Consider the following 7,140-nt stretch of genomic DNA (forward strand, 5'->3'; position numbering starts at 1 on the left):
CCCTATGATCATCGGTGCTCGAGTGCATCACGACCGGAGGAACGAAGGACATGTCGCTGACAACCGAATCGCACGCCGCGCAGTTCGTCGACCTGCTCGCGCCGGCCTCGCCGCTGAGCGAGTCCGATGCCGCGCGGATCACGGCGGCCTGGGCCGGCTCCGGCGAATTCGGCGACCATGTCGTCTACGAGCGCGACCGGCGCTGGACCTTCGCGGCGGGTGTCCGCGCCCGCGTGGTGATCACACGCAGTGAGGTCATCGTCGACGATCAGGGCGACCGCACGACGACGCCCTGGCGCGGCGACCCCGCCGACGCGCTCGCCGCCGCGACCGCGTCGCTGTCGATTTCCGACTGGCGCGTCTACGGCTGGGTCGGTTTCGACTTCTGCGCCCCGTATCACGGCATCCTCGAGCGCGTTCCCGAGGACACGGTGCTGGCGCACCTCATCGTTCCCGAGTTCGAGGCGACCGTCGATGCCGACGGGGTCGACACCGGGTCGCTCGACGCCGAGCGTGCCGGTCGTCTCCTCGAGATCGCCTCGCGAGCAACCGTTCCCGGCGAGTCGCGGCCGGTGGACGTGCAGTCCGACCCGGACGACTACCGCGGCCGTGTGGCCACCGCTGTCGCCGAGATCGAAGCCGGGCGGTACCAGAAGGTGATCCTCTCGCGTGCCGTCGACATCCCGTTCGACGTCGACATCCCTGCCACCTACGCCCGCGGCCGCGCCGACAACAACCCCGCCCGGAGCTACCTGCTCTCGCTCGGTGACCTGCAGGCGGCCGGGTTCAGTCCCGAACTCGTCGTCGCGGTGCATGACGACCGGACCGTGGTCACCGAACCACTGGCCGGCACAAGGGCTTTCGGGATCTCCGCGGAGCAGGACGCGGCGGCCCGCGCCGACCTGCTCTCGGATGCCAAGGAGATCGCCGAGCACGCCATGTCAGTACGTGCGTGCTTCGACGAGGTCTCCTCGATCGCCACCGCGGACACCACGGCCGTGAGTGAGTTCATGGAGGTTCGTGAGCGCGGGAGCGTCCAGCATCTGGCCTCGACCGTGCGCGGGACCCTCGCCGATCACGAAACGCCTTGGCGTGCACTCGAGGTGGTGTTCCCGTCGATCACCGCGTCGGGCATCCCCAAGACCCCGGCCGTGGAGGCGATCGACCGTCTCGAGCCCCGACGCCGCGGCCTGTATTCCGGCGCGATCCTCACCGCCTCGTCGACGGGCGAGCTCGAGGCGACCCTGGCCCTGCGCACCATATTCTCGTCCGGGCAAGGCGCATGGCTGCGTGCCGGTGCCGGGATCGTCGCCCAGTCCACGCCGGAGCGCGAGTTCACCGAGACCTGCGAGAAGCTGGCCAGCGTCGCCCCGTACGTGGTCCCGCGCTGACCGACCGATACTTTCGACCGAACATCACCACCCCAGGAGCCACCACATGTCCGACCACATCACCGAAGCCCTGCGCGGCATCCTCGAAGAGGACCTCGACCTCGCGCTTGGCGACATCAGCCGCGACTCGAAGCTGATCGACGACCTGGGGCTGGACTCGGTGGCGTTCGCCATCGGCGTGGTGGCGATCGAAGAGCGTCTCGGCGTGAAGCTGTCGGAACGGGAGCTCTTCGAGTCCAAGACCGTCGGCGACCTCGAGGACCTCATCCGGTCGAAGGCCGGCACCCCGGCCTGAGAGGACCCGGACCCGACATGACTGTGGAGACCCCAGTGCAGACGTACGCCGAACTGCTCGACGCCGCGTTCGACGAGCAGGTGACGGCCTGGACGGCGCAGGCCGAGCGGGATCATCGATTCCCGCGGCCCCTGCTCGAACACCTCGGTGCCGAGGGCGTCTTCGTCCGCAAGTGGGAGGACCGCAAGGTCACCGACCTCCACGACCATTTCGCCCTCGGCGCACATCTCGGCGCGCTGGGCTCCGCGGCCATCGGAGTGGGTGTGAGCCTGCACGATTCGGCCATCGCCATCCTCCGCCGCTTCGGCCGCAACGACTATCTCAGAGACCTGGCCCAGCGCGCCCTGAACGCCGAGACCGTGCTGTGTATCGGGGCCTCTGAGGAGCAGGGCGGGTCGGATCTACAGAACTCCGAGACCCGGATCCTGCCGGAGAACGGCGGGTTCCGTGTCGTCGGTCACAAGAAGTTCGTGTCTCTCTCGCCGATCGCGGACCACGTGTTCGTGGTCTGCCGTGGCGTCGACGACGGTCCTGACGTGGGCGGCAACGTGGCGTTGGCCGCCGTCCCGATCGAGTCGGTGACGGTGGGGAAGCCGTATGCGAAACTCGGCGCCGGGCCCCTCGACACCGCGCCGGTGACCATCGACGCCTGGATTCCCGACGAGGCGCTGATCGCTCGGCCGGGGACGGGCCTGGCGATCATCAGCTGGGGACTGGCGCACGAGCGGTACTCGGTGGCCGCCCAGATCGCCGCCGCGTGCGACGTGATGATCGGCGTGACACTCGCCCGGATGGTGGAGCGCACCCAGTTCGGCAAGAAGCTCTACGACCATCAGGCGCTCCGGCTGCGCGTCGCCGATCTGCAGGCCAGGGTCGACGTCCTGCGCTATTCGCTGGCCGGTGTCGCCGCGGAGGGCAAGATAAACCTGCGCACCGCCGCGGCGCTGAAGGCCACCGCCGCCAACCTCGGGGAAGAGGTCGCGTCGGAGTGCCTGCACATCTTCGGCGGTATCGGTTACCTCGAGACCGTATCCCCCATCGGTCGCTGGTGGCGGGACATGAAATTGGCCCGCGTCGGCGGCGGCACCGACGAGGTGCTGTGGGAACTGGTCGCGGCGGCGATGAAACCCGACACCGAGCGTTATAAGGCCATGTTCGTCGACTCCGAACTCCACGGCACCGGCTCGCCGGTGTCCTGAAGCGCTCGAGCCATCGTCCCTCTTACCCAGGCGGTCATCCCATGAACAGCCCAGCCAGCCAGGCGCCGGCCGACGCGCGTGTCACCGAACTCGCGCCGCCCGACCACACCTACCTGCACATGGACAAAGACAGCGCGCCCATGCACTGGTCGATGATCCTGCAGCTCGAGAGCAACGGGGCGTTGCTCGGCCTCGACGAGGTGCGGACGCGGGTCCGGGAGCGGGCCGGGCTGTTCGAGATATTCCGGCTGGGCATCCGCAACGGCCGCTGGCGCAAGCCCGAAATGGTGCTCGCCGACGACAGCTGGGATGCCGGCGAGCACGTGACCGAGTTCGGGTTCACCGATCGCGCCCATCTCCAGCGACGGGTGACGAAACTGCTCGAGTCGCCGCTGCCGCGGCCGCGCCCGTTCTGGGACATCACCCTGTTCACGCCGTCGGCGGGTGCCGAAGGCGTCGGACAGTGGGTCCTGCTCCGGGTGCACCACAGCATCTCCGACGGCATCGCGGGGGCGGCCTTCGCCGCTCTCCTCGCCGACGGGGAACCCGACGATCTCGCGGAGTTCGAGCGATTCGCCACCAGTCCCCGCTTCCGGATCAGCGGCATCGACCCCGAGGAACTCAAAGAGGCAAAGGCCGCCTATGGCGACCAGCACGCGGCGGGCGGTGGCAAGAAACGAGCCTGGCCCGCACTGACGAAGTCGGGCGAGCGCGAGTACGCTCTGTTCTCCGCGTCGACCCGGACGCTGCGCAAGGCTGCCAAGGGCAACGGCGCGACCGTTCACGAGTTCCTCCTCGCCGCCATCGGCCGGGCGATCAGCCTCAACCCGCCCGCGTCCCCACAGGCCGACGTCGTCCGCGTGACACTGCCGGTGACCCTCGACGACGAGTTCCGGCACACCGGCAACGCGGTGTCCGTGGCGCTCCTCAACCTGCTCGGCAACGAGCCCGATCTGTCACGTCAGATCGGCCGTGCGCGAAGCGAACTCGAAACCATAGCGACGCGGAAGCCGGAGCTGTACCTGGCCGCCGCCGACGATCTGCCGCGCGCCCCGCTGTGGGGTCTGCAGCGCGCGATCGTGAACGCGTCGATGTCCCACATGCACCCCGACATCCACATCGGCATCAACCCCGGGTTCTCGCGGGTCCGGTCGGTGCTGGGGCGCTCGATCGTCACCCTGACACCGTTGTCGCCGCTCGCGGGTTACTCGCTGTCGGTGACGACCCTGATCCTCGGACACACCACCACGTTCGGCGTCGTCACCGACGCGCAGGCGCTACCCGGGTACGCCGAACGGTTCGTGGCCGCGCTCGACGAAGTGCTGCAGGAGGCCCTCCCGTCAACCTGACGGGGGTGCGAGCTTAGGCTTGCCTTGTAATCCGGGGTCCGAGGGCTGCAATATACAGGTGGCCGTCGGCTCGGCGGGGGCGAAGACATACACGGAGAAAGAACAACATGAGCAACGACGTCAACTACCAGGACCCGGCCGGGGCCGATTACTACTCGGGGGTCGACCACCGCGAGTCGGACACCGGTTCGTCTCGCCGGTCGGGCGGGGTCAGCGTCCCGACCGTCCTGGCGTCGGCAGGCATCGCTGCCATCATCTCCGCGATCGTCGTGACGATCGGCGTGGTGGGCATCGTGGTGAGCGAGCGCAACGACTCCGCCACCGCCGCACAGCCGACCGTCGTCAACCTCGGTGCCGCGCAGACCGCGCTGCCCCAGCAGGGCATTGCCGGCCAGCAGCCCGTCCCGGGTCAGCCCGCACCCGCCGGCGCACCGGCCGGAGCGCCGGCAGCGGCCCCGACGGAAAACGTGCCCGAAGGCGGCGGAGCGATCGGTGGACCGGTCGGTCCTCCCGGTGAAGGAGCCGCGCCGGCTCCGGGTGCGGCCCCCGCACCTGCTCCCGCGCCGGGCACCACGGCCGCCCCGCAGCAGAGCGTTGCCGCCGGCCCGACCGCGCTGACGCCCGGACAGCTCAACACCAAGGTCCGCATCGTCATGAACTCCAACGGCAGCCGCGCCGCACGCGCCGCCGAACTCGAGGGCGGTGAGCGCGCGCTCCGTCAGATCGACCTCGTCGCCCGCGCGATCACGACCTACGGCAACGTCGGGCTCAGCTACCAGATGGTCGGGCCCGTCCAGGTCAGCGGCAACACGCTGACCGCTCCGCTGCAGATCAGCGTGGTCGGCCGCGGTAGCCAGAATCGCTCGATGACGTTCGTGTGGAGCGGCAACAAGTGGAAGCTCTCCAACCGAAGCGTCTGCACCATCGCGGGATTCGTCCTGCTGCCCTGCTCGCTCTGACCGCGCGGGGTGACACGGTCCGGTCCGCCGGACGACACCGACAACCCATTGGGGGATCTTCACGTGATTTCACGACCACGCCTGGGCGCACTCGCCGCGAGTGCACTCCTGTTCGCGGGCCTGCTGGCCGGTTGCTCGAGCTCGGATGACGAATCCGCCGGTGGCACCGTCCAACTCAACCTTCCGGACGGCCGGTCGGTGACGATCCCCGACACCCCGGAGCGGATCGTGACCCTGGGAGACCAATGGACCGACGTCGTTCTGTCCTTCGGTGAGACGCCGGTCGGGTACTACGACTACTCGAAGTCGGCGACCGGCGAGATGCAGCCGTGGTACGGCGAGAAGCTGGCCGACGCGACGTTCGTCGATCCCACCAAGGGCGACGACGCGACGACCATCGCCAAGCTGAACCCGGACCTGATCTTCGCACCCGGCTTCGCCTCGGACAGTCCGGAGTTCCAGCAGATCTCGAAGCTGGCCCCGACGGTCAATGCCATCAGCGACCAGGAGATCGATCCCTGGCAGGACATGGTCACGGTGATGGGCACCGTGCTGCACGACCCGGAGAAGGCGAAGTCGATCATCGACGACACCAACGCGAAGATCGCGGCGGTGGCGCAGGAGTACCCGGATCTGAAGGGTAAGACCTACGCCTTCGCGTTCATGTACGGCAACGACCAGCTGTCGGTGCTCGGCGACGAGAACGACGGCGCCGGAAAGCTGTTCACCTCGCTCGGGATGAAGATGGCGCCCAAGCTGGTCGCCGAGTACCAGCGGACCGGCCAGCCGCGCTTCGGGCTGAGCACCGAGAACATCCCGATGCTCGACGCCGACGTGCTCGTCGTGGCCACGGCCACCCCCGAGCAGGCGGAGACCCTGAAGTCGCTGCCCGGGTACAAGAACCTGAAGGCGGTCAAGGACAACGCCGTCACGTTCATGACCCAGTCGCAGATCACCGGTCTCAACGCGCCGACGCCGAACTCGATCCCGTACGTCCTCGACCTGTTGAAGCCGTCGTTCGCCGCGGCATCCAACTGAGCTCGGTCTGGAACGAACTCGCCCTCCGCGGAATGCGGAGGGCGAGTTGGTTTTCGGGGTCGCCGGACCCTTCGTGGCTCGTCGCTATCGCTCCTCGCACCTCAGCCTGGATCCGTGGATGGGTGCGGGGTGTCGGTAACGTGAAAATGCCCTCTGAGCTGGAATGATTGGTGGTGTTGAGACACAAAACATTCCAGCTCAGAAGGCACTTTCAGTGAAAGTATCGCATAGGTTCTCCGCCACGTCCGCCATGTTCGACGACGACAACCTGGTGTCGCACGCCGGGCTGGTAGCGGTCATGAGAGTGGCTGAGTCGACCGGGTTGGCCGCATCGCTGGGCGACCGGGTCGATCTCGGTACCACCCAGGTCGCCTCCGCTGGGGCAAACCTCGACGCGAAACTGTTGACCGTGATCGGCGGATTGTGTTGCGGCGCTGACAGTATCGACGACCTCGGAATGGTCCGTAGTGGTGGGCACACCCGTCTGTTCGACCGCGTGTACGCCCCAGCCACGATCGGGCAAACGCTGCGCGAGTTCACCCCCGGCCACGCCCGGCAACTCAACGCCGTGATGACCCACACCTTGCCGGCGATGTGCGCCACGGCGGGTCTGCTGCCCACCGACGGGTCCCGGGTATTTGTCGACATCGACTCACTATTACGCCCGGTCTACGGCTACCAGAAAGAAGGCGGCTCCTACGGGCACGCCAAAATCGCCGGGCGTGAACTGCTGCGCAAAGGGTTGTCCCCGCAGGTCACCACCCTGTCCGCACCCGGGTATGCACCGGTGATCGGCAACGCCTGGCTACGCGCCGGGCGCACCGCTTCCGGTAACGGGGCAGCGAGAATGATCGCTGAAACCCTGACCACCGCACGCCGCTGTGGGGCGAGTGGGGAGATCACCGTCCG

Annotated in this window: 6 protein-coding genes and 1 pseudogene; all 7 read left to right on the forward strand. The window is 68.0% G+C overall.

Annotated elements, in window-relative coordinates:
• Positions 1–50 precede the first annotated feature (50 nt).
• Positions 51–1,391: a salicylate synthase gene (locus KB201_RS07400; protein ID WP_211538738.1), complete on the forward strand. Its 1,341-nt coding sequence runs from the start codon at positions 51–53 to the stop codon at positions 1,389–1,391.
• A 46-nt stretch (positions 1,392–1,437) separates the two neighbouring features.
• A complete protein-coding gene (locus KB201_RS07405) occupies positions 1,438–1,686 on the forward strand; it encodes an acyl carrier protein (RefSeq protein WP_058251371.1) in 249 nt (82 codons plus the stop codon).
• Positions 1,687–1,703: 17 nt separating this feature from the next.
• Positions 1,704–2,885 carry an acyl-CoA dehydrogenase family protein gene (locus KB201_RS07410; protein ID WP_211538739.1) on the forward strand — a complete coding sequence of 394 codons (1,182 nt, stop codon included), beginning with the start codon at positions 1,704–1,706 and terminating at the stop codon, positions 2,883–2,885.
• A 41-nt stretch (positions 2,886–2,926) separates the two neighbouring features.
• Positions 2,927–4,234, forward strand: coding sequence for a wax ester/triacylglycerol synthase domain-containing protein (locus KB201_RS07415; protein ID WP_211538740.1), 1,308 nt, complete (start codon positions 2,927–2,929; stop codon positions 4,232–4,234).
• Between the two features lie 107 nt (positions 4,235–4,341).
• Positions 4,342–5,193 (forward strand): hypothetical protein, encoded by an 852-nt coding sequence (locus tag KB201_RS07420; RefSeq protein WP_068971153.1) that lies wholly within the window; start codon positions 4,342–4,344, stop codon positions 5,191–5,193.
• A 63-nt stretch (positions 5,194–5,256) separates the two neighbouring features.
• Positions 5,257–6,231 carry an ABC transporter substrate-binding protein gene (locus tag KB201_RS07425; protein WP_058251432.1) on the forward strand — a complete coding sequence of 325 codons (975 nt, stop codon included), beginning with the start codon at positions 5,257–5,259 and terminating at the stop codon, positions 6,229–6,231.
• A 214-nt stretch (positions 6,232–6,445) separates the two neighbouring features.
• Positions 6,446–7,140, forward strand: a pseudogene (locus KB201_RS07430) (IS1380 family transposase); the annotation flags it as partial.

The organism is Gordonia sp. SCSIO 19800 (genome assembly GCF_018132775.1).
Taxonomy (GTDB): Bacteria; Actinomycetota; Actinomycetes; order Mycobacteriales; family Mycobacteriaceae; genus Gordonia; species Gordonia hongkongensis.

Coding starts and splice junctions, on each gene's coding strand:
- KB201_RS07400 (WP_211538738.1), top strand. CDS start 51: ATGTCGCTGACAACCGAATCGCACGCCGCGCAGTTCGTCGACCTGCTC.
- KB201_RS07415 (WP_211538740.1), top strand. CDS start 2,927: ATGAACAGCCCAGCCAGCCAGGCGCCGGCCGACGCGCGTGTCACCGAA.
- KB201_RS07420 (WP_068971153.1), top strand. CDS start 4,342: ATGAGCAACGACGTCAACTACCAGGACCCGGCCGGGGCCGATTACTAC.
- KB201_RS07410 (WP_211538739.1), top strand. CDS start 1,704: ATGACTGTGGAGACCCCAGTGCAGACGTACGCCGAACTGCTCGACGCC.
- KB201_RS07405 (WP_058251371.1), top strand. CDS start 1,438: ATGTCCGACCACATCACCGAAGCCCTGCGCGGCATCCTCGAAGAGGAC.